Origin of the sequence: Cellulophaga sp. 20_2_10 (assembly GCF_023476645.1) — a bacterium.
Lineage (GTDB): Bacteria > Bacteroidota > Bacteroidia > Flavobacteriales > Flavobacteriaceae > Cellulophaga.
On record NZ_JAMCOJ010000005.1, the window covers coordinates 283,048 to 306,777 of the forward strand.

Consider the following 23,730-nt stretch of genomic DNA (forward strand, 5'->3'; position numbering starts at 1 on the left):
TTCGTGATTTTTAAGCCATAAAAAAATGAGATTAGAGTATTTCTATTTAAAAAACACCCTTACCAACACCCTTAAAAAACAAAAAACCCATAACTACTTAATTAAAAGTGTGTTATGGATTTATTATGTGGTCCCACATGGGCTCGAACCATGGACCCCCTGATTATGAGTCAGGACTTTTTTTTATTCATATAGTTTCATTAGTCTTCTTTTGTATTGAAAATCAATTAATTAAGTAATTAAATTTTTCTTATGGTTATATTTAATTTACTTTTAACCTACTAATTGTTGTACTAATGTTGTATTGATATGCCCACTGTAAAATCTGTTTTGCGCAAGACGAAATTAACAAATAATAAATACCCTATATACTTAAGGGTAACTTATTTAAGAAAATCTAAGTTTTTTAGAACTAACTTTAATGCTTCTCTTAAGGAGTGGAACCAAAAAACGGGTCAGTTTAATTCTAAAAATGAAAACTCAACACAAAATAATAGAGTTCTTAAAAAATTTGAAAGCAAAGTATTAGAAATAGTAAATGGATTTGAATTAGAAGATAAGGATTTTAGCTTAGAAACTATAGAAAGAGCTTTAAGAGTTGAAGCAAATCCTATTACTGACAATTTTTTTATTTTCTTCAGCATAATTACCAGAGAAATGCTTGATAGTGGAAGAACTGGAAGCGCTAAAGTGAATAAAGACACCTACAACTCATTAAAATTATTTAACAAGGGCTTATTAGAACTAACTTTTGAAGATTTAAATGCCGATTTTCTGTATAAATATGAGGTATTCTTAAGAAAAAGAGGAGGAACAGATGGTGGTATAGGTGTTAAAATGCGAGCCATTAGAAGTGTTTATAATTTAGCCATAAAACGTAACATTACTAAGGAAATTAACTATCCCTTTAAGAAATATAAAATAGCTAAATTAAAGGGTAAAAGCTTAAAAAGAGCTTTAAATTTAGAAGACATATATACTATAAAGAGTTTTGATTTTTCAAACCAACAACATTTAATAAACTCAAGAAACTATTTTTTATTTAGCTTTTTTACCCGAGGAATGAATTTTGCAGATATGATGAGGCTAAAATGGTCTAATATTTCTAACGATAAAATATTCTATACCAGATCTAAAACCAATTATAATTTCTCAATAAAAATTTTAAGCCCTGTTCAAGAAATATTGGATTATTACAAAACCAATGCACTTTCTACTGAATATGTTTTTCCTATATTATTAAGGGACGATCTTAAACCTAACCAAATAGAGAATAGGAAACATAAAGTTTTAAAAGCTTTTAATAAAGATTTAAAAGCCATAGGCACTTTATGTAAAATAGATCATAAGTTAACTAGTTATGTTGCAAGGCATAGTTATGCAAACTGTATGAGAAAAGCAGGCAGCTCTACAGAGATTATTAGCGAGAGTTTAGGACATCAGGAACTAAGTACAACAAAAGCTTATTTAAAAGAGCTAGGAGCGTCTGAAATAGATAACGCTTGTGATTCTTTATTATTAAATACAGCCTCTTAATTTAAGCACTCCACTCGCTATACTGCCCTTCTGCTTGTTGCATTATTTCTTCTAATATTTCGTTAAGTTTAGACAAACTTACTTTTTTACGCAGTTCTTTCTTTACAGCTAAGCGAATTGAAGCTTTTGCATTTTCCTTTTTGGTCCAATCTAGTTGAAGATTAGATTTTACTGCTTTTACAATGGCGTGTACAATATCTTGTATTGGGCCTTCCTCTTTTACTATTTCCTTTTTTGCTGCTAGAATATCATAAAAAGCCAGCTCTTCTTCACTTAAACCTAACTCCCCTGTTCTTTTATCATCATTTTGCAAATTTTTAGCCCTCTCTATTAGCTCTGCTATTGTTGCATAACTATCTAAAGCATTTGTATGATATCTATCTATTACTTTTTCAAGCTCTTCTCTTAAAGACGTGTACTTTTTAATGTTTTTATGAAGTCGTAATTTAATTTCATCTTTTAAAATATTTTTAATCAATTCTATTTTTAAAGCGTGACCATCTTTTTCTTCTTTTGCACCTAAAAGAAAGGTTTCATCTAAAATTGAAATATCTGGCTTTTCAATACCTGCCATAGCAAATACATCAACTATGTCTTCAGAATCTATACTTTGACTAATTAATTCTTTGATTTTCTCTTTTTGTTCGCCTCTACTTGATGTTACAGATTTTGCGTTACGCAAAGCTTTAGATACATGTTGCGCAAATAGCACATCTACAGCATAATCTTGAATTTCGGGTTGACTTTTAACTATAGACAATAAACTTGATAAGGTTTTCTCGGCTTTCATGAAATTATTAGCATCCTCATCGTATTTAATGACATGATTTACTGCGCTTTTTACTAATAATACTTTGTCTCCATCACGCAAACGTTTCCAATCGGAATAATCAATAGTTTTAGGTATAAAGGTTTTGCAAATTTCAACTTGATTAAAAAACAACTCTAAAGCCTGTTCTATATCTATAGTTGGCTTTCCTTGTCCTCCACTTCCTGTATATTTACTGGTTGCTGTTTTTAAATTATCACCAATCCCAATATAATCTACAATAACACCGTTTTTCTTATCTTTTAAAACACGATTAGTCCTTGTAATGGCTTGCATTAAATTATGTCCTTTCATAATTTTGTCAACATACATGCTGTGTACACAAGGTGCATCAAAACCAGTTAGCCACATATCTCTAACAATTACAATTTTTAAAGGATCGTCTTCTTTTTTTAATCTCTTTTTTAAAGCTTCGGTAGCATCTTTTGTTCTAAAATGCGGATTCCATTCTATTGGATCTTTAGATATATTACCCGTCATTACCACAGCTACTTCTGGACAGTCCTCTAAAGCGGTTAACGCATTATACATTTTAACGCAATTGCGCCTACTCATGCAAACTACCATAGCTTTTCCTGCTAAAGTGTTAGTTCTGTTTGTGTAATGATTTAGTATGTCTTTTGCTATTTTATTTACCCGATCTTCACTTCCTGCTGCATCCTCAATCGCTGCCCATTTTAAGTTACTATTATCTTCCACATCCTCGGTAATAGCATCTACTTCATCATCTATAGTTTCGTTCCATAAATGGAGTTTTGCCAAACGTGGCTCGTAAAATATATTTACAGTTGCGTTATCTTCTACAGCTTGTTTAATATCGTAGGTATGTATTACAGATCCAAACACTTCTTGTGTATCTGCATCTTTACTATCTACGGGTGTACCTGTAAAACCTATAAAGGATGCATTAGGCAACGCTTTGCGCAAATTAGAAGCAAATCCATCTAGCAAACCATATTGTGTCCTGTGTGCTTCATCTGCCATAACAATAACGTTCTGGCGCTCTGATAAAACTGGATGTTCCAATTCGCCCAACGCTTCATCGGTGGTTTGTTTAAGCCGGAACTTTTCTATGGTCGTAAAAATAACTCCACCAGCGCCTGCGCTTAATAATTGTCGTAAATCGTTAGTAGAATCAGCATGTTGTACTTCGCCCACCAAATCTTTTGCAAGTATAAAGTTTTCGTACAATTGCATATCTAAATCACTACGGTCTACTTGTATAACAATGGTAGGATTTTTTAGTTCGTGAAGACTACGCAATATACCAGTGTAAATTGCCATAGAAATACTTTTACCAGAACCTTGTGTATGCCATATTACACCAATACGACCATCGCCAAACGGACGTACCGATTTTTTAGCTGCTTCTACCGCAAAATTGACTCCGAAAAACTGATGGTATTTTGCACCTTTTTTTATAAGTGACCCATTATGATCTTCATGAAAAATGAAATTCTTTATATAATTTAAGATTCTCTCTTTAGGAAACAACCCCATTAACAAGGTATGCATCTGAAAATCGTTATCCTGCACGGTGTCTTTACCATTAATACTTTTCCATGGTGCAAACCACTCCATACCAGAACTAAACATACCGTGTTGTGCCTCGTTACCATCGCTAATAATAGTTATGGCGTTATACTCAAACAATAACGGAATGTCTTTTTTGTAATGCTGTATTTGGTTGTGTGCTTCTTTTATATTAGTGTTTTGATCGTACCAATTTTTAAGCTCAAAAACAATTAATGGTAAACCATTTATGTAAATGATAATATCTGGACGTCTTTTATTTTTACCAATAATAGAAAACTGATTAACTGCCCAAAACGTATTATTTTCTGGGTTATTAAAGTCTATTGGGTAAATGTGTACTGCTTTTTCTTTACCCGAAGCATCCTCGTAAGCAAACTCAATACCTTTAGTTAGTTTTAAATGAAAGGTACGGTTACGATGCTCTAGATCTGCTCCTGCATTATTAGAAAATTCTGCAACTGCTAGATTTTGAATCTCTTCTGGAATATGCGGATATTGTTGTTGTATAAACTGAAGCAACTGGTCTTTTAATACCACATCTGTATTGTTTTGTGGTAACTGTGTACCCAATTGGTGTTTGTAACCTAAATCGGTTAGCCAATCTATAGTAGCTTGTTCTATGGTTGCTTCTGTTGTCATACTTTATTCTTTCAGTCATTGCGAGACTTTTTTAAGTCGTGCAATCTGTTTGTTGTTTCCTTTCATGAGATTGCCACGTCCTAAGTCCTCGCAATGACGTTTTCTACTTGTGTTCTAAATGCCTTTAAATGTACTTCTCCACTTATTAGTTTTGGTAATAGCGTGTCACGGAGTTTTGTTAAGGTTTGGTTTTCTAAAATAAGAGCATTTTGTTCTGCAATATTTGACTGTATCAATTTTGAAAACTCTTTGATTATTTCAACACCTCCAAAAGGAATAGGATAATTAAAAATATCAACTAACTTAATGCTTGCTTGACTCGCACTACCTTGAGCACTATTTACTATATAATTTAAAAACCTACTGTTCTTTAAAATACAATATAATAATCCTTGGTGCTGCTCATTATCAATATCCATTTTTAATCTAACTGCATTTTGATTTAACAAACCTCCTTCTGCTGTTTTTGGTACTCTAACAACCTTACCTACAACAGATGAATAATTTGGTGGCCAAGAACCAACTGTAGCAATAATGACATCATCAGTATTTAATGAATAAGCAATATGTTTTAAAGCTAACTCAGTGGAGATTTTATTACAAGATTCTACATTTATAGAATTATGAGTTGTATCACTTATTCTTACAACTAATTTACCATTATCTTGATACCATTTTGATTTAAAAGCAAAACCTTTTTGATGATTTACAAAATCTCCTAAAATACTTATTCCCCAACCTTTAGGAATTAATCCCAACTCACTATCCACAAACTCACCATCTTTAAAAGGACCAAAATCTACAAACCAATGTTTGTATAATGCCATAGCCATGTCTTCTAAGGTTTTGTTTGTGGCTAGGTTGTTTTCTATTTTATCGTCTATTGCTGATAGGATGCTGGCTATTGCTTTTTGTTCTGGGAGAGGTGGTAAGTCTAGTTCCAAATTTTTAAAAGCCTCTTTAGCTATTCTTTGTCTACCTGAAGTTCCAATCATATTAGCTTCAGCAAATTGTCTCACAAAGGGTTCTCTAGATAAATAGTAAACAAAATCATTATCCGAAATATTTTCTTTTCCTCTAAAAACTAAAAATTCCGTTGAACCAAAACCTTCATTATTTTTCAACCCTTGGACTTGACAAATTTTTCCATTCTGCAAACAAGGTGTGATTCTTGCAAATAATGTATCTCCATTTTGAAACTTTGCTCCACCTTTTAACTTCTTAATATTTGAAGGTAAAACTGTCCTATTATTAGGATCTAAGTCTTTCATTTCAACAAAAGAGTATTCTTCCTTTGAATTAAATTTCATTCTAGGATTTATATCGATGAAGTCAAAAAGATTATATATTTTCCAGTTATTTGGCATTAGTTTTTTGTTACTTGTTCACCATTTTTATTTGTTCATGTAACATGAACAAACTTGTTTTTTAAACATTAAAAATGATTTGTCTCTAGTTTTTATTTTAAATTATAAAAAAGAAAAAAAAGAAAAACCCCTGTAAACACAGGGTTTTGTTCTTTTTATTTTTAATTTTATTTTCAATTTATTTTTTTTTAGCCAATTTATAGGTTCTATTTTTTCTCCCTCCTAAAGGTAATAAACTGCCTTCTTTTGTTAAGGCATACAAACATTTTTGGATATCACTAAGTTCCACATCTTTAATATGCTTATGGATTTCTTGTTTAGAACGTTCTCCATTGTATTTTAGGTATTCAATAATTAAATGCTTTAACTGCTCCTTATCTATTGTTTTTAAGGTAGGGACAATATTTAATTTTGACTGAGAGAACAACGCTGGATTTAATAAATACTCTGTTCCTTTCTTTATTCCTCTTGTGGTTAAAATAGATTTATCTAATAAACTACCTAACCAACTTCTCAATCTATCTTCTGTTGCCAACTGCAATTTATAAGATAATTGTGTCGAAAGTATTTTTTTATCAGAAGCAACTAAACCAAGTAAAATATATTCTTTTTGGCTTAATTTAAAATGCTGTGAAATATATTCTAAAATTTCTAATGCCTCTTTATCCACTACACCAGAATATACGGTAACGGAAGTTTTATTAATAGAGCTTTCAATAATCGGCAAAGGCTTAATCTCTCTTACTAACTTTTCATAAATTAAATCATAACCAGAACCTTCACCTTCCATTAATCCTAAATCATGAAGTGTTTGTATTAAATGAGGGTTACGTCTATGCCTTTCGTGTAATATATTATCAGCAGTAATTCCCAAAGGTAAACCTCCAGGGTTTGTAATAACCATTCTGTCTGGGTATACTTCAATGAATATATCTCCTGAAATGGTATATCGTTTATGAGCAATGGCATTAATAAGTAATTCTCTAATGACTTCCTTCGGATAATTACGTAATTGTTTTCTAAAGAGCCCACTAGAAATCTCGGTAGAGTAATTTAGTTCAATAGCTTCTTTTTCAATTTCAACAAGTAACTCTTTAGGATTGTGTAAATGAAAATGCCAGTCCTTTTTTCGTATTTTCTCCTCTAAATTGTTGTAAACAATATATTGAACAGTTAAAGGATAACTTAATCTTGCCCTTTGATTGGCCTTACCTAACCAAATAATACCTAAATTGGTTAAAAAACCATCTGGAGTAATTAATTGATAAAATTCTAAAATTTCCTCATTAGATTTTTCTTTTATAAAATCTGAAACAAATTTTGAATTTTGAATCTGCTCTACAAAATAAGTAACTTGATTTATATCTGCATCCTCTAATGTTACGCGTCCTACAGATACTAACTCCCATTGAAAAGCACTTTTCTCAGCAGCTAAATTTGTAAGTTCTTCCCCTGAAACAGGAACACAATTATCTGTAACTCGAATAAAAACTTTACCAGTAGAAGTAGTTGCAATTGTGCGTGTTGATGGATGTATTACAAATTTAAAATACTCACCTCCGTTTTCGTGAACAATAATTTCAGGATTTAAAAGACCAACTGAATCTGTTAAATCTCTTAATCTTGAAATAGTTTTATTTGCTACTTCTTGTTCAATTTTTTGATTTCTAGGAGGTTCAGATTTTCGATCTTCTATACCCACTATTATTGCACCACCTTGAGCATTTGCAAAAGAAACGCAAGTTTCTGCCAAACTTTTTAGATCTGATCTAGGTCCAATGACCTTTTTTAAGCTTTTAAAATCAATATTACTGCTTTCTGAAAAATCCATATATTAAAATTTATCAAAATTTTCTAAAATCTGTTTCTGCAATGCATTTCCTTTTTCAAACTGGGTTTCCAACTGCGCTTTTAATGTTTCCATTTTATCTTCAAATGGGATACCATCATCTTCAACAGCTTCTGTACCAACGTAAATACCAGGTGTTAGTTTGTAGTCTTGTTTTTTAACTTCTTCTAAAGTTGCACTATAGCAAAAACCATCTTCATTTTTATAAGAACCGTCTAAGTTTCTCCAATTATGGTATATTTCCGTTACTTTATTAATATCGTCGTTTGTAAAAACACGGAGTTTTCGGCTTTCCATAGTCCCCATTTTAGAGGTATCGATAAACAAAATATCATTAGAACGCTCTCTATGCACACCATCTTTACCATCTCTGTTTTTACTTAAAATAAAAATACACGCTGGAATGCCTGTAGTTAAAAATAGTTTGTCTGGTAAACGTACAATACAATCTACCATACTATTGTCTACCATATGTTGACGTACATTCTTTTCTCCTTTATTATTAGAAGTCATTGCGCCGTTTGCCATAACTACACTTGCAGTACCAGTATCGCTTAAATGAGACCAAAAGGTTTGCATCCACATATAATTGGCATTACCATCTGTGGTAAACTCCTCTTTTGGGCCAAATAGTCGTGGATCATTTTCCGGTAAATCTTCTGGATGCCATTGACTAACATTAAACGGTGGATTTACAATAATAAAATCTGCTTCTAAATCAGGAAATTTATCTTGTAGTAAAGAGTCTCCTAAGCGTACATCAAAAGATAAATCTCGTAGTGCTAAATTCATTTTACATAAACGCAGTGTGCCATCGTAACGTTCTTGCCCGTAAATAGAAATGTTTTTCTTGTCGCCATTATGTGCTTGTAAAAACTTTAAAGATTGCACAAACATACCTCCAGAACCACAGGCAGCATCAAAGATTTTACCCTCGTAAGGCTCTATCATTTCTACCAATAAACGCACAATACTTCCTGGTGTGAAAAATTGTCCTGCACCAGAACCTTCTGCTATAGCAAACTTACCAATATAATACTCGTAAACACGGCCTAAAATATCACTGTCTGGGTTTTCCTTTTCAGATAACTTAGGGTTTGCTAAAAGATTAATTAAACCCGCAACTTGCTTTGCTGTTAGCTGACTTTTCACAAAGATGCGCGGTAAAATACCTTTTAAATCTGGTCTATATGTCGCTAATGTTTGGTCTAACAAATCAAAAGCATCATCTACTAAAACTTTAATATTATCTTGCTCGGCATTGTCTTGTAGAAATTGCCAAGTAGCTTTTTCAGGAATAATATAAGTGCTTTCAGATAAATACTCATCTGGATCCTCTAACACATAGTTTTGCTCTTCAATATCTTCTGTAAAATATTCTGATGATTTATCGTTAAACAAAATTTTTAAACTATCCCTACGTAACTCGTAACGCTCGGAAATGTGTTTTAAAAATATTAATGGTAGTATGTAATCCTTATATTGATTTTCAGCCACAGCGCCTCGAAGTTCATTTGCTGCTTTCCACAACTCTTTTTCAAAGTTGATATCTGCTTTGGTTGTATTTGTACTCATCTAAATTTGAGAGATAATGTTTGGTTAAACTTGACACAAAAACCGATTAAACAAAGGCATTGCGCTTAATAATAAAAATTATATCTAATACGCTCTAAATAATTTGAATACTCCTATTGACCCTCTATTTTATTATAGAATATTCAAAATTTCAGGGTTAAAACGCAGTAAAAAAACCGTAATATAAATATACAATTATATAATGTTAGACCTAATATAAACTCTCAAAATAATAACTAGTATTACCTAAAACATTTTATCTAATTGGTCTTTTCTTATGGTCATTCGTTCTTTAATTTCATCTTCATTCTCTTTAAAAAAAGACAATACAATATTACTTATTACCTGACTTCTAGTAACATCAAAAAGATCTGCAATTAAAGATATTCTTGCGTGAGTAGCATCAGAAATGTTAACTACTTTTTTACCTTGCTTTTCATTATTAGTAATAGGAGCCGTGATTGTTTTTTTTATACTCATAGTGTAGTGGAATAAAAAAAGCGTGGAACTGTAACTCATCGATCTTACAGGTCTCGCCAGAAACCTTTCCTCCAAATAAGAACAGCCCACGCAGTCACGTGGGCGTCTTAACTTTGTTTGGAGGTAATTAATAGAACCTGGCGAGTTCGAAGACCAAATCAAAAGCTAAACGCTTTATATTTTAATATATATTTTACTTATAAAAATGTATGGCAATATACATATATTTAAATATTTCATTTAACATTTAAATACATTTTTAAAGCATTAATTATTGTCTTTGATACTTAAAAAACAATAGCTATAAGCTATAATACTTAAAGGTATTTAGTTCTGGCGTCTTTTATTCCTAGGCACTACAATAAGGCTTACTTTTTGGTAGATTTACTTGGTTTTAGCGTTGGCTTATTACCTGGTGTATTCTTGTTATCTCTTCTTCTTTTATCCAGTGTACCATCTTCCTTTTTAGGTTTTGGACCGGGCTTAATTGCTTGAATTTTCATATTGCGCTGAATTTAAATTATTTATAATTGTATCAAAAATAATTAATCGCAAATTAAATGCTTTACGGAAAGCCGTAATTTGATTCTAAAATTTGGATTTATTCTGGTTTATTCCTAAGCAATGAATCACGAAGAAAGATTAATTTTTCTTTTTCGATATTAAAAGTAACGAATTCATCATCGTGCACATAATGTATATTCTGGATTTGACTTGAATACAAAATACCGTTTATATAAAATTTTTGAGAGTTAAAAGTAAGTTCTCTTATTGCTTCAATAATTAATTCTTCATTAAAGCCAGAGGCATCTAATTCAACTTGATAGAAATTTTTATCATATACCCTAAAACCTTCTTTTCCGCAACTGGTATTTTTACGTAGCATATTCTTAAAAAGGCCGACAATTATATTGTCAACTGGAAAACTTAAATTATTAGGATTTTCTCTATTGATGAATTCTTTAAAAACTTCTGTTTTTTTATTATTCAATATACTGGAGTTAAGGTATTAATCTGCAAAAAGTCTTTCTTGCTCTTCATTTAAAACTTGCTTCCTTTTAGTACTGATAGCTTCCTTTGTAGAATTAATTTCATCCTTAAAGTTAAGCCTAGCTACCTCCTCTGCATAATTTCTTAAGATCTTATAATCCGTTTGCCAACATTTTAAACCATCATTATGGTTATTTAAAATTTCAATTTCTTCAAAACTTAAATTATCCAAGTACCCCATTATTCTGTTTTTAATAATTTTAGCTAAAATTATACAATCCAATACAACTTAACAAAAATTAACAGTAATTTTCTTATCCAATACTTGAGGCACTTAAAATGATAGATAATCTTCAATACTACTGTTTATAATATCCTTTATGCTTCTATCTTCCTCTAAAGCTTTTGTCTTTAGTCTTTTTAATAGATCAACATCTATATAAAATGAAAATTGCTTAGAATTATTAAGAATAGACTCTTTTTCAGACACCACCTTTTGTATCGGTATTTTTACCTGACCTGACTTTACCTTACCTAAAAGGCTATCAAAACTTTCTTTTTTCATAATTATGTATTTATATAATTCTAGGTTTATACAATTATATTAATGCCTTTAACACTTCTTTTGTTAAACCATCTATTTGTTTTTGGGCATTATTATTACGCTCTACTCCTTTAAGCAAAACAGAACGAGTAAATACAACCAAATCATTAATTTGAGTATTTGCAATTTTAACCTTGTAAGTTTTTAATTCATTTAAAATATCAGAAGTCAAAGAAGTATTGTGTTTTACCATATTTAACACTATTAGTGTTTTATCTAATTTATTATTATCTCCAATAATGCTAATAGTACTTTCTATTGCTAATAAATCTAATACGCCAGCTTTGGTAGGGACTATTATTAAATCTGATAACTCCATTAAACCTGATAACTTATCTGATAAGTAAGGTGGTGTATCAATAAATATAAAGTCCAAATTTGAATTTTTAAGTATTGATTTATCTGAAGTAATTATGAAATCATTTACAATATGATTAATCCCCAAAAGACTTCCTTGCAGATCCATATCTAGAATTGCTACTTTACTACAACTACTAAGGTTTTGAGCCAAATTAAAGGTCAAAGTACTTTTGCCAACTCCTCCTTTTTGATGAGTCACTAATATAATTTTAGCCATATTATTATTTTATTTTCCAAGTTTGGTACTGCTTAAAAGCATCTGGGTTATCATTAAAAAATTCCTCGATATGGCTTTTAACCTTATTTGCACCTCTATTGTATTCTTTATCCTCAATATTGTTAAAGCTTTGAAATTGATATACATTAAAAAACATTGAAATAATTGTGACTATTAAACAGAGAACAATTGGTGTAAAATATCTTCTCGGAAATAATATAAAATTATCTAGTCTATGCTGTATCTTATTCAGTTCAACGCTATAAACTCTGTTTCTTTGGTCTAATTTTTTTAAAAAAATTGAAAAACTATCTTCTACTTTTTTTGTGCTTAGAATAAGCTTTAAACCCTCAATTCTTTTAGTTTCCTTCTGCAGTTGAGAAATACCCTTTTGAAATGTCTCAATTTCATCAATAATCAAAGATGCTAATTCTTCAATTTTAGCCATAATTATATATTTATAGATTTATACTTTACCCCCTCTACTTTTAGCAATTGCTGCTTTATTTTATTAAAAGACAGGTTTCTATGCACTTCGCTTCCCTTTAAGTTGATGTTTTTAAATTGATATCTAAAACCCTGTATATTATTTGATTTGTTAATTACAGGGATAACATTTACACCCAACTTTCTCATTTCAAGTATATATTCATTTATACTTTTTGATCTTCTACCACTTAAGCAGCTATCGTGCTTTTCTTTTATACTAGATCTAATAGCTTTTAAGCTATCTAACTTTTCCTGTTTTACATCTTTTACAGTTTTTAGTCCTAACTTTTTAGCAACACGCTCTGCTGCTTTTTGAGCACGTTTGCTTATATAATTGTCTTTATAGGCACAACCATTAAAATCAATTCGATTAACATATAAATGAATATGACGATGCTCTTTATCTTGATGTAAGAATGCTATAGACTGGTGATCATTCAATCCCAAATCCTCTACAAACTCACTAGTTATATTATAAAAATCACGAAGCTTCATATTCTTACCATCTTCAATAGTTGGACTTAAAACAAAACTAAAGGTGTTTTTAAGGCATCGAGAGTTCATTGCCTGTATTGTTTTAAACTCATTTGTGATCTCTTTAGGTGTTAATCCTACCAAACTTTTTTTAAAGACAATTTTAGCATCCTTCTCTTGATTCCAACCATAACCAATTGAAGCTTCTGTATGTGAAATAGATTTACCCTTACTTATCATTTTCTAAAATTTATAAGGTGTTCTTTAATTTCATTAGCAACTTCAGATGTCAATTTAAACAACCCTGGTTCCTTCTTTTTTATTAAGTTTCCAATACTCTTAAAGTTATTGTGATACTTAATCAACATTCTATAAAACAAAACTTGCTCTTCTGTAAGTATGGCTTTTATATCTTTATTTAAAGCTGATTTTCTACAGTAATCTGCTGTTTTAAGTCCAGCCTTTTTTGCTTTAATTTTTATTAACTTTTTTTCATATGAGCTACACACAAATTCAATTCTAGTTCTTTTCATATTAAAAATAAATTCAAGTTTATAACTTTTGCGACCATCGGGAGAAAAAGCGAGATTTGTTCAAAAAAGGGACCTGAGTACCGGTATTGAACACCTCTCGAAATACTCAACCGTTAGCCATTTTGGAGTTTATTAAAAAAGCGTTTAAATCCTTATGATTTTTATAGTAGTATCGGTAATCAAAAACTTCTAACCCTCTATTATCTTTTATTATTTGTAACGTATTAGAACCAGATTCATCGTTATCAAAAAAAGATTTAACTACACAATATTGATTTACAATTTCTAATGCTTTTTTTATTAATGCAGTTGAATTTAATATGATAAAATCTTCCTCTGGAACCTTATTTTTTAAAGTTAAATATGATAAAAAGTCAGACCAAGATTCAAAAACAGAAACAGTAGAGTAGTCTCTTTTAATTGTAGTAAAATGTTTGCGGCCAATGCAACCTTTAAAAAACTGATTCCTTAATTCAAAGCCACCTAAATCATTTTTAAAACCAATAGCATAATATGTTTTGTTTGAGTCAAAAGTATAGTAGACCTCAAAGCAAAACTCTTTTGCCAACTCTAAATTAATTTCTCTTTCCTTAAGGTAGGCGATTAAGTATTTATTCTGAAGAGCCTTAACTTTAATAATATCCCCTTTTTTAGTATGAGGACTTATAATTTTCTGCTGATGAAAAGAAAAAGTATCTTCTGTTAATTTGTTTAAAACCTCTGAAATAGCACAACCATAATATTCCTGTAAAAAATCTATAATTGTTCCTCCGTGACCGCTACCGAAATCGTACCAAGTGTTTTTATCTGTATCCACTTTAAAAGAGGCCGTTTTCTCCTTTCTAAAAGGTGATAAAAACCAATGGTTTTGACCTGTGATCTTTTGAGGTTTAAAACCGTTTTTTATTAGATATAAAAGGAGGTCTATATTTTTAGCTTTATTACAATTCATTGTACATTATTATTAATTGAAAAAAGTATAAAAAGTGATGATTTGATGACAAACAGTTGAAAACCCTTGATTTCATTGGCAGTCAAGACATCATCAAGATGTCATCAAATCATCAAAGTTTACATCAACACGTCATCAATATATTTTTGTGATGACAGAGTGATGACGAAACTGATGATCTTGGTAACCCTATTATTACTAGTAATAGATAAAGATTAACCTATTACGTCATCAAATCATCAAATGTTTTATGTAAAAAAGTTTTAGAGACAGTATAATACCTTCCTTTGGTATCAGTAAGAACGATATCTCCATCACTTAAAATCACAAATTTTTGATACTTAAATGAATTATTTTTTTGTTCTACCTTCCACTCCGTCTTAAGAAGCTTTCTAAGCTGCGTTAAATCAGTCTTTACTCTTGTTTTAGATAATGCATTAAGAAGATCCATAAGACTAAAATGAACTTCCTCTAGTTCAAATTTCTCAAGAACACTATAAAGCAATTGCCCTATTTCCTTTTCAACTTTATTCTTGTTATTGCTTACTAACTTCTTAAGAGCATTGGTGTAAATCTGCTCAGCTGTAAACCACATTCTTGTTTTTCTTTCTGTAGCAAAATCTCTACTTTTAATATAATCTAGAAAGGCTGGAATTTCGTCAATTAATTTATCTAAAAAATTAACGTCTTCATTTTCAAGCTTCGGAATTTTTCTAACCCAAAATCGAGTTTCATCAGAATCTATTTTAATAAAAGAGTCTTCCCTATTGCTACATAAAATAAATTTGCCAAAAAAATCTACTTCAAACCTTTCTTTACCCTTAGCTTCTATTTTATTAATATTAGACGTCGATAAATATTTTATTTTTTCTGTTATTTCTTCTTTCTGAAGTACGGCTTCATCAAGACCCAATAATAATTTATTTCCCCAGTCAAGGTTAAAATTACTATTCAATGTATGACTATCTAAATACGTCATATTAAGCCCAAAAACTTCCTTTAAGTATTTTAAAAAAGATGATTTCCCAGTTACCCTTTCTCTACTTACCAAACATAAAACTGGTAACATTTGAGAAGGTTTTTCATATAAAAGCTTAAAATAATCTAACCCTATTTCTAAATGAGATCCAAATATGTGTTTAAAAAAATTAAGAGTATGAGAGACACTTCCTTGTTTGGGGGAATACTTTAAGTGAGAATATGTGTTATAAAAGCCGTGAATTTCTTTTGAAAAATTAAAATGGTTTGGAAAACATATTTTACCGTGGTATTTAGGTATTTGTGACAGGTATTCCCTATTATGATCCTCAATGACGGTTAATTTATCCCATTTTATAAGAGTTTCATTAAACCCTCCCTTTAATGATGGAACTTGAACTATTCTATAATAACTGGTACCAATCCTTATGTATGATTTTTGATTCATAGGTATATTGAATTAAACCCATATATTTGTATACAGATTAAAAGTGAAATAAAATTTGATAAGAGCGTAAAAGGTGAAGTTTTTACGCTTTTTTGTTTTTTAATAATTGAGCATTCATTTGTTGCTCCAGGTATTCATCAGATAAGTTTGGTTTTCCTAATAACCACTCATCAATATCTTCTTTATTAAAAAACTTCTGGCGAATATGCTCATTTGTTCCAATTGGAATCAATTTGAGCATTGATAGTTTATATATCTTACTTTTAGATAACCCTGTGTAGCTTACTAGATCATCAATATTTAATACCTTTTTGTTATGAGATAATAAGTTTCTAATATCCTGTAATATCTCAATCATATTACTATTTTCATCCATTATATTGCGATTTAGAATTAAAAAATAAACGAATGGCCATTCATTCTGAAAAGCAAACATATGAAAGTAAATATCACATTAGCAATAGGTTAATCAGCTCAAACCTTAAATTAATCTACCATTAACCTTTAAAAAATACTTTTTCTATAATTGTTTTTCTTTCTTGTAGTTTCTTTTCATCTTTCTCATTGACCCAATTATAAAAAAGTGTACCAAAACTGTCCTCATTCAATTTTAAACCTGCCATTAAAAAGTTATCATTTAATATAGAAAATAGCTCTTGTTTCTTAGTGCTTTTTAAACCATTAACTGTAACATAGTCTAAAATTGTCAAGAGTGTTTTATGATTAGCACCCCTCTTACTTTTATTAGGAGCTGTGAAGTTTACTTTTCCAGATATAGATTCTCCCCTTAATAAACTTTTAAATTTTAATTCATTCTCCAAACCTTCAACATACCCTTGAAAGTTTAGATTATTTATGTTAATTTTTTTAATTGAACACTTTAGAAAATTATCCTTTTGTACTTTAAAAACCTCCTTTCTTAATTGACAAAAAAATAAAACACCAAAACCAATTAAAGTGTATACTGCAATAACAAGAGCACTAAGACCTAACGGAAATGGGTTATCTATTAATAAAAGAATAAAGACGTATATAAAAAACGAAAGAGTCAAGTACTTTATTAATGAATAATTGTTTACAAGTACTTTTGTATCAACATAAGTTCCGAATTTTATCTGTTTTCCAACTAAATAATGTGCCAAAGAGATTGTAGTTCGTTCCATTTTATAATTTTTTAAGAAAATAAAATTAGTACAAAAAAAGAAAATGGTGTTGCACATATGTTGTACTCCTAAAACCAAAAAAGCCTTTACATTTCTGTAAAGGCTTTTGTTTGCTTGTGGTCCCACATGGGCTCGAACCATGGACCCCCTGATTATGAGTCAGGTGCTCTAACCAGCTGAGCTATAGGACCCGCAAATTGCGGATGCAATATTACTATTTATTTTGTTACAATCCAAAATAAGATTGCAGTTATATTTACTTTTTTATTCGGCTACCGTTGGCGCTTCTTGGCAAAGCTCTATTAATGTGCCATTTGTACCCTTAGGATGTAAAAAAGCAACTAGTTTATTATCTGCTCCTTTTTTAGGTATTTCATTTAAAACCACAAAACCTTCTGCTTTTAAACGTGCAATTTCTGAAACTATATTATCCACAGCAAAAGCAATATGGTGCACACCTTCTCCTTTTTTTGCAATGAACTTTGCTATAGGGCTATCTTCTTTTGTTGCCTCTAACAATTCTATTTTATTTGGGCCCGACATAAAAAAAGAGGTTTTAACACCTTCAGACGCTACTTCTTCTTCCTTATAACTTGGTGTTCCTAAAAGCTTTTCAAACAAGATGTTAGATGCTTTTAAATCCTTAACTGCTATTCCTATATGTTCTATTTTTTGCATAATCGATCTTTAAAAATATAAAAGCTAAAATTACAACAATAAATCTTTTGCGTAATCCCTAGGATACTAGGCTAAGGTATAGGAGTCTAATGATATAAATTGTACTTTTGCCCCATGGAAACTCAAAGACAGAAAAAAATAGGAGGCGTAATACAAAAAGATATCGCAGATATCTTACAACGCGCAGTGATTGATGGAGGTTTGCGTGGAACACTTATATCTGTTTCTAAGGTGGTTGTTACTACAGATTTATCTATAGCTAAAGTATATATTAGTATTTTTCCTCATAAAAATTCGCAAGAACTTTTAGAAGGTATACAGTCTAACCAACCGCTTATAAAGCACGAACTTTCGCAACGTACCAAAAACCAATTACGTCGTGTACCAGAATTGTTATTTTTTATAGACGATTCTTTGGAGTACATAGATGGCATAGAAAAATCTTTAAAAAGGGAAGAAAACCCAATAGAGAACCCAGATTTATTAGAACGTAGAAAAAAATCTTAAGATTGAATTTTCCGCTGTACATCGCTAAGCGATACTTACGTTCTAAAAGCAGTCAAAACGCTGTGAATATTATCAATTTTATTACTTTTTTAGTTATAGTAATTGGTTCTGCAGCGCTTTTTATTGTTTTATCTGGCTTTGCCGGATTAAAAACATACAGCCTTAGTTTTAGTGAAAGTTTTGATCCAGATTTAAAAGCTTCTCCCTTAACCGGAAAATTTATATCGGTTTTACCAGAACAAGAAGCGGAACTATCTAAAATTGATGGTGTACTTGCCTTTTCTAAAGAACTAGAAGAAAAGGTATACTTTTTACATAATGAGAAAAGCCATATTGGCTACATTAAAGGCGTAGATAACAACTACAACAAAGTTACAGGTATAGATAGTACGTTGTATTTTGGTGAGTGGTTAATAGACAGCCAGAGAGGTGTAGTTGGTATCGGAATTGCTAATTTACTAGGTTTAACTGTAAACAATTACAGAAGTCCATTGCAAATATTAGTTCCTAAATCTAAAAAAGGAGCTATTAACCAAGGCGGACTAAACAAGGCTCCGTACAACCAACACAATGTTGTGATTAGCGGTATGTATAACGTTGCCGAAGATTTAGATAAAAAGTACCTATTTACAGACTTACCTGTAGTACAAAAACTTTTAGAAAAAGATAGCTTACAGGTCTCTGCCCTAAACTTTAAAATAGATGCTACTAAAGATATTGCTGCCATAAAACAGAGCATTACTACTGTTTTACAACATAATGTTGTTTTAAAAGATAGGCAAGAACAAAATAGTACGCTCCACCGTATGTTAAACACAGAGAACCTAGCAACATACCTAATTTTTACATTAGTGCTTATTATTGCTTTATTTAATGTTGTAGGCGCTATTATTATGATGATTTTAGACAAACAACAAAACTCTAAAACCCTTTACTACCTAGGCACTACAATTAAAGAATTGCGAAGTATATACTTTGTACAAGGCACCTTGGTTACTAGTATTGGTGGCTTAGTTGGGGTTTTTATAGGCTCTCTACTAATATGGTCGCAATTAGCTTTTGGATGGCTTAAAATAAACGCGTTTTTAGCGTACCCTGTAGAGTATAAATTACTAAACGTTGTTATTGTGCTCGCTACTATTATAGTGCTGGGTCTTATTTCTGCAAAAATTGCCAGTAGCAGAATAAGTAAAAAATTAATTGCGCAATAAAACTGCTTCTTTTTAGAAGTTCTACTTAGCAACTAAGATTTAAAACGATCTACTTAAGACTTTGCACTTAAGACTTTTCTATTTAAGAAAACTGAAAATCTCCAAACTTATCTAAAACAGCGTCGAATGCAGCAAAAACATCTGGAGACTCATCACTAGTAACCATTTTCATGCGATATTCTTTAAAATCTGGAATACCTTTAAAATAGTTTGTATAATGCCTACGGGTTTCAAAAACACCTAACTTTTCACCTTTCCAGTCAATTGCCATTTGTAAATGCCTACGAGCTGCCTCTACACGTTCTTGCATTGTTGGTGGTGCTTTGTGTTCTCCGGTTTCTATAAAATGTTTAACCTCGTTAAAGAACCAAGGGTAACCAATGCTTGCTCTACCAATCATAGCGCCATCTAAACCATACTCGTCTCGCATTTTTACCGCTGCTTCTGGTGTATTTACATCGCCATTACCAAAAACAGGAATATGCATACGTTGGTTGTTTTTAACTTGAGCAATTGGCGCCCAATCTGCATCGCCTTTATACATTTGCACACGCGTTCTACCGTGTATAGCTATTGCTGCACAACCTACGTCTTGCAAGCGCTCTGCAACCTCAACAATTTTAATAGAATCAGTATCCCACCCTAAACGGGTTTTTACTGTAATTGGCAAGTTGGTATGTTTTACCATAGCATCGGTTAGCTTAACCATTAGGTCTATATCTTTTAAAATACCTGCTCCTGCACCTTTACTTACTACCTTTTTTACGGGACAGCCAAAATTAATGTCTATAATATCTGGATTAGACTTTTCTACAATCTCTACAGATCGTAACATAGAATCTAAATTTGCTCCAAAAATTTGTATCCCTACTGGTCGTTCTTTTTCATAAATATCTAATTTCATAACGCTTTTTGCAGCATCACGAATTAAACCTTCTGATGATATAAACTCTGTATACACCACATCTGCTCCCTGTTCTTTGCATAACGCTCTAAACGGTGGGTCGCTTACATCTTCCATTGGTGCTAACAACAACGGAAAATCTGGTAACTGTATGTCTCCTATTTTTGGCATTCGGCAAATTTACAACATATCCGCTATCTAAAAAACAGAAAAGATTCTATCTTAAGGCAATACCCATAGAAATTAGTAACTCTACGTATTTAGGAGTCTATGCCATTGGTAGTTTTTAAGCATAAAAAAAGCGGAAATCCAATTAAGGAATTCCGCTTTAACAATTTATAGTTGTTAGCTAGTGTATTGCTTATTCGTTAGAAGCCATTAATGCAAAAAACTTATCTATATTAGGTAAGATTACAATACGTGTTCTTCTGTTTTTAGCTCTGTCTTCTTTAGAATCGTTAGATGCTAAAGGCTTATAGCTACTTCTACCAGATGCAATTAATTTCTCTGGTGCTACATTATATTTAGTTTGTAATTTACGTACAATAGATGTTGCTCTTAACACACTTAAGTCCCAGTTATCTGTTACTTTAGGAGTACTAATAGATCTTGCATCTGTATGCCCTTCTACCATAACTTCAATGCTAGGCTCAGAGTTAATAACGTCTGCTAATTTTTGTAAAATAGCATCTGCCTTGTTGCTTACATTGTAACTAGCAGTGTTAAATAATAATTTATCAGAAATAGAAATCATTACAACAGTATCGTCAATATCAATTGCGATATCATCATCTTCATTTAAACTATTTGAACCAATAGATTTCTTTAGGTTATGAGATAATGCTAAGTTCATAGAATCTTTAAGTGTTTTAGCACCCATTAATTGTTCTGGACTAACGTTCTTTAATGTCTCACGCATTTTAGCTTTAACATTGTTAGATATAACTGCACCATCTGCAGAAATTAATTTTGCATCGTTATCTTCTGTTAAAGCAGTAATTTTAGAGTTGTAATCTGAAACTCTTGCTTCAATCTTAGCAAATTTTGCTTCTAATTCTTCTTTTTCTACAGCAGTCTTGGTTAGTTGACTTTTAGTTTCACCGTGAGCTTGTTGTAATTCTACATATTTCTTTTTAGAAACACATGATCCCAATAAAACTACTGCGGCTAATGCTAATGATATCTTCTTCATAATTTTAAGTTTTGTTTTGTTCTGCTATAGATACGAGCAGAAGCTTAAAATAGATTTTTTATAATCAAAAATTACACACTACACACTAATTATCAAATAGATAACACTTAAAAAAAATAAGAAAAAGAACATCGAAAACATCACTTTTAACCTATTTTCAGTGTACTAAAGAAGAAAAAGCAACTCATAAAAGGTGCAAGAACACTTGTCTTGTTCATTTTCTTTATCTAAATTATGGACCCTTTAAATATTAGACGTTCATAACCTATAAAATATAAACTATATTTGCAGCTACTTTAGTAATATATATGAAGAACATTCGAAATTTTTGCATTATTGCACACATAGATCACGGAAAAAGTACATTAGCAGATAGGCTTTTAGACTTTACAGGCTCTGTGACAGATCGTGAAAAACAAGATCAACTTTTAGATAGTATGGATTTGGAGCGAGAACGTGGTATTACCATAAAATCGCACGCCATACAAATGGATTTTGAATACAAAGGAGAACAATATATTCTAAATTTAATTGATACTCCTGGCCACGTAGATTTTAGCTACGAGGTGTCTAGATCTATTGCTGCTTGTGAAGGTGCTTTATTAATTGTAGATGCTGCGCAAAGTATACAAGCGCAAACAATATCTAACCTATATCTTGCTTTAGAAAACGATTTAGAAATAATACCAGTACTTAATAAGGTAGATTTACCTAGTGCAAACCCAGAAGAAGTAACAGATGATATTGTTGAGCTTTTAGGTTGCAAACCAGAAGACATTATACATGCTAGTGGTAAAACTGGCTTTGGTGTAGATAATATACTATCTGCAGTTATAGAGCGTATACCAGCACCAGTTGGTAACGTAGATGAACCATTACAAGCATTAGTGTTTGACTCTGTTTATAACCCTTTTAGAGGTGTAGAAACATATTTTAGAGTTATTAATGGTGAAATTAAAAAAGGACAAAAAATAAAATTTGTAGCAACTGGCAAGAGTTATTTTGCAGATGAAGTTGGTACATTAAAACTGTCACAAGTTATAAAGCAAAGTGTAAAAGCTGGTGATGTTGGTTACTTAATTACAGGTATTAAAGATGCTCGTGAGGTTAAAGTAGGGGATACTATTACAGATTCTGCAACACCAACAGTAAACCCTATTGCTGGTTTTGAAGATGTAAAGCCAATGGTATTTGCCGGTATTTACCCTGTAGATACAGATGAGTTTGAAGAATTACGCTCTTCTATGGAGAAATTGCAGTTAAATGATGCTTCTTTGGTTTTTGCACCAGAAAGTAGTGCTGCTCTTGGTTTTGGTTTTCGTTGTGGTTTCTTAGGAATGCTACACATGGAGATTATACAAGAACGTTTAGAGCGCGAGTTTAATATGACTGTTATTACAACAGTTCCTAACGTTAGTTACCACGCATTTACGCGTAAAGATCCAGATACACCTCTTATTGTTAACAACCCTACAGATTTACCAGATCCGTCTAGTGTAGACCGTGTAGAAGAACCATATATTAAAGCTACTATTATTACAAAATCTGATTTTGTAGGTAATGTTATGTCTTTATGTATAGAGAAGCGTGGACAAATTACAAATCAGAATTACTTAACACCTGAACGTGTAGAGCTATCTTTTGATATGCCACTTGCAGAGATTGTTTTTGATTTTTATGATAGATTAAAAACAGTATCTAAAGGATATGCTTCTTTTGATTATACGCCTATTGGTATGCGTGTATCTAAATTAGTGCGTGTAGATATTTTATTAAACGCACAACCGGTTGATGCTTTATCTGCCCTTATTCATGCAGACAATGCAGTGCATATTGGTAAAAAGATGTGCGAGAAGTTAAAAGAACTTATTCCAAGACAACAGTTTGATATTCCTATACAGGCTGCAATTGGAGCTAAAATTATCTCTAGAGAAACAACTAAGGCTTTACGTAAAGATGTTACCGCTAAATGTTATGGTGGTGATATTTCTAGAAAACGTAAACTTTTAGAGAAACAGAAAAAAGGTAAAAAACGTATGCGCCAAGTTGGTAACGTAGAAGTACCACAAGAAGCATTTATGGCTGTATTAAAGCTTAACGATTAATTCTATTACAACGTAATTTGAATTTTTAGATATAAAAAAAACCTTCATTTAAAAAATGAAGGTTTTTTGTTTTTAGTACAAACCGTATTCTATACAGCTTTGCTATAACCTTTA

24 protein-coding genes and 1 tRNA gene are annotated in these 23,730 nt (G+C 31.3%); 4 read left to right on the top strand and 21 right to left on the bottom strand.

Annotation, left to right across the window (positions count from 1 at the left end; all coding sequences use genetic code 11):
- The first annotated feature begins 309 nt into the window (after nt 1-309).
- Complete coding sequence (locus tag M4I21_RS11960) at nt 310-1,536, top strand: site-specific integrase (RefSeq protein ID WP_249559404.1); 1,227 nt, start codon at nt 310-312, stop codon at nt 1,534-1,536.
- 1 nt (nt 1,537) lies between these two features.
- Here M4I21_RS11960 and M4I21_RS11965 read toward each other — a convergent pair whose 3' ends face one another.
- From M4I21_RS11965 to mce, 19 genes are all read right to left on the bottom strand, one after another.
- A complete protein-coding gene (locus tag M4I21_RS11965; protein ID WP_249559405.1) occupies nt 1,538-4,540 on the bottom strand; it encodes a type I restriction endonuclease subunit R in 3,003 nt (1,000 codons plus the stop codon).
- An 80-nt stretch (nt 4,541-4,620) separates the two neighbouring features.
- Nucleotides 4,621-5,907: a restriction endonuclease subunit S gene (locus M4I21_RS11970; protein ID WP_283771780.1), complete on the bottom strand. Its 1,287-nt coding sequence runs from the start codon at nt 5,905-5,907 to the stop codon at nt 4,621-4,623.
- 178 nt (nt 5,908-6,085) lie between these two features.
- Entirely contained in the window at nt 6,086-7,738 is a 1,653-nt protein-coding gene (locus tag M4I21_RS11975) for an ATP-binding protein (protein ID WP_249559407.1), read from the bottom strand.
- Between the two features lie 3 nt (nt 7,739-7,741).
- Nucleotides 7,742-9,331 carry a type I restriction-modification system subunit M gene (locus M4I21_RS11980; protein WP_249559408.1) on the bottom strand — a complete coding sequence of 530 codons (1,590 nt, stop codon included), beginning with the start codon at nt 9,329-9,331 and terminating at the stop codon, nt 7,742-7,744.
- 246 nt (nt 9,332-9,577) lie between these two features.
- Nucleotides 9,578-9,811, bottom strand: a complete 234-nt coding sequence (locus tag M4I21_RS11985) for a hypothetical protein (RefSeq protein WP_249559409.1) — start codon at nt 9,809-9,811, stop codon at nt 9,578-9,580.
- A gap of 368 nt (nt 9,812-10,179) precedes the next feature.
- Nucleotides 10,180-10,314: a hypothetical protein gene (locus M4I21_RS18580; protein WP_283771781.1), complete on the bottom strand. Its 135-nt coding sequence runs from the start codon at nt 10,312-10,314 to the stop codon at nt 10,180-10,182.
- Nucleotides 10,315-10,412: 98 nt separating this feature from the next.
- A complete protein-coding gene (locus M4I21_RS11990; protein WP_249559410.1) occupies nt 10,413-10,802 on the bottom strand; it encodes a hypothetical protein in 390 nt (129 codons plus the stop codon).
- A gap of 18 nt (nt 10,803-10,820) precedes the next feature.
- Nucleotides 10,821-11,042, bottom strand: a complete 222-nt coding sequence (locus M4I21_RS11995) for a hypothetical protein (RefSeq protein WP_249559412.1) — start codon at nt 11,040-11,042, stop codon at nt 10,821-10,823.
- A gap of 93 nt (nt 11,043-11,135) precedes the next feature.
- Nucleotides 11,136-11,366 (bottom strand): hypothetical protein, encoded by a 231-nt coding sequence (locus M4I21_RS12000; protein ID WP_249559413.1) that lies wholly within the window; start codon nt 11,364-11,366, stop codon nt 11,136-11,138.
- A gap of 34 nt (nt 11,367-11,400) precedes the next feature.
- Nucleotides 11,401-11,982, bottom strand: coding sequence for a ParA family protein (locus M4I21_RS12005; protein WP_249559414.1), 582 nt, complete (start codon nt 11,980-11,982; stop codon nt 11,401-11,403).
- 4 nt (nt 11,983-11,986) lie between these two features.
- A complete protein-coding gene (locus M4I21_RS12010; protein WP_249559415.1) occupies nt 11,987-12,430 on the bottom strand; it encodes a DUF6730 family protein in 444 nt (147 codons plus the stop codon).
- Nucleotides 12,431-12,432: 2 nt separating this feature from the next.
- On the bottom strand, nt 12,433-13,185 hold the full coding sequence (locus M4I21_RS12015; RefSeq protein ID WP_249559416.1) for a relaxase/mobilization nuclease domain-containing protein: 753 nt from the start codon (nt 13,183-13,185) through the stop codon (nt 12,433-12,435).
- Nucleotides 13,182-13,478: a plasmid mobilization protein gene (locus M4I21_RS12020; RefSeq protein WP_249559417.1), complete on the bottom strand. Its 297-nt coding sequence runs from the start codon at nt 13,476-13,478 to the stop codon at nt 13,182-13,184. Before M4I21_RS12020 ends, M4I21_RS12015 begins: the two co-directional genes overlap by 4 nt.
- Before the next feature lie 106 nt (nt 13,479-13,584).
- A complete protein-coding gene (locus M4I21_RS12025; RefSeq protein ID WP_249559418.1) occupies nt 13,585-14,430 on the bottom strand; it encodes a DUF8464 domain-containing protein in 846 nt (281 codons plus the stop codon).
- Between the two features lie 223 nt (nt 14,431-14,653).
- The gene (locus M4I21_RS12030; protein WP_249559419.1) at nt 14,654-15,856 is read right to left on the bottom strand and encodes a primase-helicase family protein; all 1,203 of its coding nucleotides are present in this window, start codon (nt 15,854-15,856) and stop codon (nt 14,654-14,656) included.
- Nucleotides 15,857-15,938: 82 nt separating this feature from the next.
- Complete coding sequence (locus M4I21_RS12035; protein ID WP_249559420.1) at nt 15,939-16,232, bottom strand: helix-turn-helix transcriptional regulator; 294 nt, start codon at nt 16,230-16,232, stop codon at nt 15,939-15,941.
- A gap of 121 nt (nt 16,233-16,353) precedes the next feature.
- Nucleotides 16,354-17,019: a hypothetical protein gene (locus M4I21_RS12040; RefSeq protein WP_249559421.1), complete on the bottom strand. Its 666-nt coding sequence runs from the start codon at nt 17,017-17,019 to the stop codon at nt 16,354-16,356.
- Nucleotides 17,020-17,136: 117 nt separating this feature from the next.
- Nucleotides 17,137-17,210: transfer RNA gene (locus tag M4I21_RS12045), tRNA-Ile, on the bottom strand.
- Between the two features lie 73 nt (nt 17,211-17,283).
- The gene (mce, locus tag M4I21_RS12050; RefSeq protein WP_249559422.1) at nt 17,284-17,697 is read right to left on the bottom strand and encodes a methylmalonyl-CoA epimerase; all 414 of its coding nucleotides are present in this window, start codon (nt 17,695-17,697) and stop codon (nt 17,284-17,286) included.
- 114 nt (nt 17,698-17,811) lie between these two features.
- Between mce and rbfA the strand changes: the two genes are divergently transcribed.
- Nucleotides 17,812-18,204 (top strand): 30S ribosome-binding factor RbfA, encoded by a 393-nt coding sequence (rbfA, locus tag M4I21_RS12055; protein WP_249559423.1) that lies wholly within the window; start codon nt 17,812-17,814, stop codon nt 18,202-18,204.
- A 2-nt stretch (nt 18,205-18,206) separates the two neighbouring features.
- The gene (locus M4I21_RS12060; RefSeq protein WP_249559424.1) at nt 18,207-19,415 is read left to right on the top strand and encodes an ABC transporter permease; all 1,209 of its coding nucleotides are present in this window, start codon (nt 18,207-18,209) and stop codon (nt 19,413-19,415) included.
- Nucleotides 19,416-19,497: 82 nt separating this feature from the next.
- Here the strand turns inward: M4I21_RS12060 and dusB are convergent, their stop codons facing one another.
- Nucleotides 19,498-20,490 (bottom strand): tRNA dihydrouridine synthase DusB, encoded by a 993-nt coding sequence (gene dusB, locus M4I21_RS12065; RefSeq protein WP_249559425.1) that lies wholly within the window; start codon nt 20,488-20,490, stop codon nt 19,498-19,500.
- 190 nt (nt 20,491-20,680) lie between these two features.
- A complete protein-coding gene (locus M4I21_RS12070; protein WP_249559426.1) occupies nt 20,681-21,511 on the bottom strand; it encodes an OmpA/MotB family protein in 831 nt (276 codons plus the stop codon).
- Nucleotides 21,512-21,819: 308 nt separating this feature from the next.
- Here M4I21_RS12070 and lepA point away from each other — a divergent pair, with 308 nt between their 5' ends.
- On the top strand, nt 21,820-23,616 hold the full coding sequence (gene lepA, locus M4I21_RS12075; RefSeq protein WP_249559427.1) for a translation elongation factor 4: 1,797 nt from the start codon (nt 21,820-21,822) through the stop codon (nt 23,614-23,616).
- The last annotated feature ends 114 nt before the right edge of the window (nt 23,617-23,730 follow it).

Excerpts from the sequence above, each read along its gene's own strand:
- dusB (WP_249559425.1), bottom strand. The coding sequence starts at position 20,490 with ATGCCAAAAATAGGAGACATACAGTTACCAGATTTTCCGTTGTTGTTA.
- M4I21_RS11965 (WP_249559405.1), bottom strand. The coding sequence starts at position 4,540 with ATGACAACAGAAGCAACCATAGAACAAGCTACTATAGATTGGCTAACC.
- M4I21_RS12035 (WP_249559420.1), bottom strand. The coding sequence starts at position 16,232 with ATGGATGAAAATAGTAATATGATTGAGATATTACAGGATATTAGAAAC.
- M4I21_RS11980 (WP_249559408.1), bottom strand. The coding sequence starts at position 9,331 with ATGAGTACAAATACAACCAAAGCAGATATCAACTTTGAAAAAGAGTTG.
- mce (WP_249559422.1), bottom strand. The coding sequence starts at position 17,697 with ATGCAAAAAATAGAACATATAGGAATAGCAGTTAAGGATTTAAAAGCA.
- lepA (WP_249559427.1), top strand. The coding sequence starts at position 21,820 with ATGAAGAACATTCGAAATTTTTGCATTATTGCACACATAGATCACGGA.
- rbfA (WP_249559423.1), top strand. The coding sequence starts at position 17,812 with ATGGAAACTCAAAGACAGAAAAAAATAGGAGGCGTAATACAAAAAGAT.
- M4I21_RS18580 (WP_283771781.1), bottom strand. The coding sequence starts at position 10,314 with ATGAAAATTCAAGCAATTAAGCCCGGTCCAAAACCTAAAAAGGAAGAT.
- M4I21_RS12010 (WP_249559415.1), bottom strand. The coding sequence starts at position 12,430 with ATGGCTAAAATTGAAGAATTAGCATCTTTGATTATTGATGAAATTGAG.
- M4I21_RS12020 (WP_249559417.1), bottom strand. The coding sequence starts at position 13,478 with ATGAAAAGAACTAGAATTGAATTTGTGTGTAGCTCATATGAAAAAAAG.
- M4I21_RS12070 (WP_249559426.1), bottom strand. The coding sequence starts at position 21,511 with ATGAAGAAGATATCATTAGCATTAGCCGCAGTAGTTTTATTGGGATCA.
- M4I21_RS12005 (WP_249559414.1), bottom strand. The coding sequence starts at position 11,982 with ATGGCTAAAATTATATTAGTGACTCATCAAAAAGGAGGAGTTGGCAAA.
- M4I21_RS12025 (WP_249559418.1), bottom strand. The coding sequence starts at position 14,430 with ATGAATTGTAATAAAGCTAAAAATATAGACCTCCTTTTATATCTAATA.
- M4I21_RS12030 (WP_249559419.1), bottom strand. The coding sequence starts at position 15,856 with ATGAATCAAAAATCATACATAAGGATTGGTACCAGTTATTATAGAATA.
- M4I21_RS12015 (WP_249559416.1), bottom strand. The coding sequence starts at position 13,185 with ATGATAAGTAAGGGTAAATCTATTTCACATACAGAAGCTTCAATTGGT.
- M4I21_RS11970 (WP_283771780.1), bottom strand. The coding sequence starts at position 5,907 with ATGCCAAATAACTGGAAAATATATAATCTTTTTGACTTCATCGATATA.
- M4I21_RS12040 (WP_249559421.1), bottom strand. The coding sequence starts at position 17,019 with ATGGAACGAACTACAATCTCTTTGGCACATTATTTAGTTGGAAAACAG.
- M4I21_RS11995 (WP_249559412.1), bottom strand. The coding sequence starts at position 11,042 with ATGGGGTACTTGGATAATTTAAGTTTTGAAGAAATTGAAATTTTAAAT.
- M4I21_RS11985 (WP_249559409.1), bottom strand. The coding sequence starts at position 9,811 with ATGAGTATAAAAAAAACAATCACGGCTCCTATTACTAATAATGAAAAG.
- M4I21_RS11960 (WP_249559404.1), top strand. The coding sequence starts at position 310 with ATGCCCACTGTAAAATCTGTTTTGCGCAAGACGAAATTAACAAATAAT.
- M4I21_RS11975 (WP_249559407.1), bottom strand. The coding sequence starts at position 7,738 with ATGGATTTTTCAGAAAGCAGTAATATTGATTTTAAAAGCTTAAAAAAG.
- M4I21_RS12000 (WP_249559413.1), bottom strand. The coding sequence starts at position 11,366 with ATGAAAAAAGAAAGTTTTGATAGCCTTTTAGGTAAGGTAAAGTCAGGT.